Source organism: Desulforhabdus sp. TSK, assembly GCF_022836495.1.
Taxonomy (GTDB): domain Bacteria; phylum Desulfobacterota; class Syntrophobacteria; order Syntrophobacterales; family Syntrophobacteraceae; genus Desulforhabdus.
Window position 1 is genome coordinate 1 of the sequence record NZ_BQXM01000076.1, and the last position, 2,798, is coordinate 2,798.

The 2,798-nt window shown below is 44.4% G+C and carries 2 protein-coding genes; both read right to left on the reverse strand.

Annotated features, from left to right (window positions below):
• Positions 1-66: 66 nt before the first annotated feature.
• On the reverse strand, positions 67-1,245 hold the full coding sequence (locus MWC30_RS21460; RefSeq protein WP_244086246.1) for a glycosyltransferase family 39 protein: 1,179 nt from the start codon (positions 1,243-1,245) through the stop codon (positions 67-69).
• 94 nt (positions 1,246-1,339) lie between these two features.
• Complete coding sequence (locus MWC30_RS21465) at positions 1,340-2,380, reverse strand: hypothetical protein (RefSeq protein ID WP_244086247.1); 1,041 nt, start codon at positions 2,378-2,380, stop codon at positions 1,340-1,342.
• Positions 2,381-2,798: the final 418 nt, after the last annotated feature.

Below are 2,798 nucleotides of genomic sequence, written 5' to 3' on the forward strand. Positions count from 1 at the left end.
GCTCTAGATCCCTCAGTGGCCTTTTTTTGTTCTCAAAAAGAGACAACGTCGCTGAGCTACGCCCTTTCATCGCGATGGACGACTTTCCAACCGGCCATTTTGGCAGGTTTGCTGACCGCCGGTAATATTCCACCAGGTCAGGATGGATTTCTGGCCCATTAATTGGACTATTCCACCAGGATCAGAGACGACCCTTCGCAAAACTTCTTTCTTTGCATAGACATTGGCTTCCGGAAAAGTACCGTAGGAAAAATATTTCTCCTGATCCTCCATGTTCCAGTGACCTTTTGCAGCCACATTTGTGCCGACGAGCAGGTTGAATAACCCCTGGCCCAAAGGGGTGACGTGGTAGACGAGCGTCATTCCTGCAAGGTAGAGGGCGTAGACAGCCAGAAAGCTGACCGTCAATGCCGAGGCGGTTTTCAATCTCGGAATCTTCGCAGACTTACTCGAGATGAGGAGGAAAAGTATTGCGGCAGGAAGAACAGCAATCGAAGCATGACGAACAGTGTAGGCGAGCGCAAGAAAAATGGCGGAAACGGCGATATTTCTCCAGTGATGCTTTTCCGTTTCTTTCAAAAGGAAACAAAAAGCGACCATGATCAGGAAAATCGCCAGATGTTCCGAGGCCAAAACACTCGACATCATGATTTGGGTTGGCCAGAGTACAAAGAGTATCGTTGTCATGCGTGCGATTAAAGTCCCTGCAATCTGCCTGGAGACTATGTAAATCAGCGGTACGGATGCAATGCCCAAAAGCAGATTGAACAACTTTCCGGCAAACAGAGTATGGCCGACCAGTGAATACCATACGCCCAGGAAAAGTGGGTATCCCCATGCGGGGAGCAAAAAATACATGGATAGAGGTTCGTGGATGGGACGATACTTGGATAACAACACTGCAATATAATCAAAAGTTGCAAAATCTATATCGGGTACAGTGCGAAGAGAAAGAAGCCAAAGGATGCGAAGCACCGCAAATATGACAGTCGACAGCAGCAGGAATTGGCGATCATTCAGGGCTTCAATAAAGAGCATGAATTTCCTGCCCCTCCACCACCCCATGATCGCAAGAAGGGGGATTCCCAAAGCAAAATATCCAATCTCTGAATAATTCTTCCTCTGGATGCTAAAAAAGAATACGACCAGAAAGAACGATGCCATGCACAGGGAAAGACCGCGGCAAAGTCGCTCGATGTTTATCCACCGGATCTGTGAAGGCAGCACAATTCTCAGCCAATCCAAGGCATTTTCTCCTCTTGGTGCGTGGCCCTTTCAACGAATCCAGCTTTCCCTTTTGAACAGGAAGTCGAGCGCATTGAGTTGTGTGCATCTGTTCTTAAGCCGACGTCCGACCTGATATTTTCGGGAAGTTTTGAATTCTGTCCCATCGTGGTAGGATTGAAAACATCCAGGTGATGGACGCGACCACCATCATGTCAAAAGCGACGTTAAAAAGAAAAAGATGTTTGGCATGGTCTGCTTCGCCATCTCCCAGCACCGGCACTACAAAGGACACTGCTCCGATCAAACCCAGGGTCATGAATATATCCACGAAAAGGGTCTTTTCTCTCCGTCTCCATTTGATGACATAGTAATAGGTCAGAACAGCAAAATATAGAAAGAAGAAACTCACCACAAGAAACAGTGAGTGGGGGAGAGTATTGGCTTTGAAGGTACTCCAGAGCGAAAACATGGTGGCCATCTGCAGGGGTTTCACTCCCGGCGCCCTCTCGTAATTCCCCAGATAAGCCGGTCGGATATAAAATCCATTTTCCGCGCTGATGCTCAATTTTTCGAGAAATCTGTTGGGATGCTTCAGATAAAATGTAAGAATTTTTAAATGCGTGATCTTGTCGTAAATCTCCCACTGAAATGTGGGATCACGAAGATCATAAGTGAGGCCTGTCATAAAAAAATTTGTTCCTTTGAGAACTGCAAACTTCGGATCGATTCCCAATTCCTCCAGGTCCTTTTCCGGTGTGGGGGAATATCTTATGATTCCATAAAAGATAGCCTGGTATTTATGGCAGTCCTGCATTACTTGTGGTGTAAACATGTGAACTGCTATTGATGATGTTGCCATCACAAAAGTAAGAACAACGATAGTGGTACGCCACAAAACATCTCTTTTTTCAAAGAATATTTTGGCCAAGAAAATAAGAAATATAAAAGCCAGGGGTATGTTTTGGGCTTTAGCGGTGGAGAAAATAATGAGTGCAATCAAAAAAATTAGTAATCCAAAAAATGATGGATTACTATGGTTAGCAATATAGAGTCCGCTAGCTAACACCAAAAATAAAAAGACATATGATGTCGCTTCTCCATAAAGAGAATTAAAGTATGCTATATATCCAACATCTATGAAGACAATAAGCATTAATATGCTTAAAATGTATTTAACATAATTTGAAGTTATATTGGAATACTTGTGAATCGCAAATATGGATATAGAAAGTATCATGACATAGAGAAATGATAGTACCCTTATATCAAAAAATTTTTTAGACCGGACCAGCTTATTAATGAAAATGGCTGCTTTGACCAGGAGCACTTGAGAGGATGGGTCAGCAATTCCCGCAGGCTTCGAAAACCGGCATTTGACGGGGTTTTGTAAAGTAGTCTTTCGTAAACGCAAGTACAAAACTGAATCGGCTCCCCTTTGCAAAAAATCTTTGGGCCCGCTTCATTTTGGACAGGACAAGTGGATAGGAGCCCTGTATATTATGGGCCCATGGATCGAAGACAGTTTCAGAGACAGCGCAGAAGGGAGCAAGACAAAGTGCTCAGTGCCACGG

What these genes read in the sequence shown, in the direction of transcription:
- MWC30_RS21465 (WP_244086247.1), bottom strand. Translation starts at nt 2,380, where the DNA reads ATGCTTATTGTCTTCATAGATGTTGGATATATAGCATACTTTAATTCT.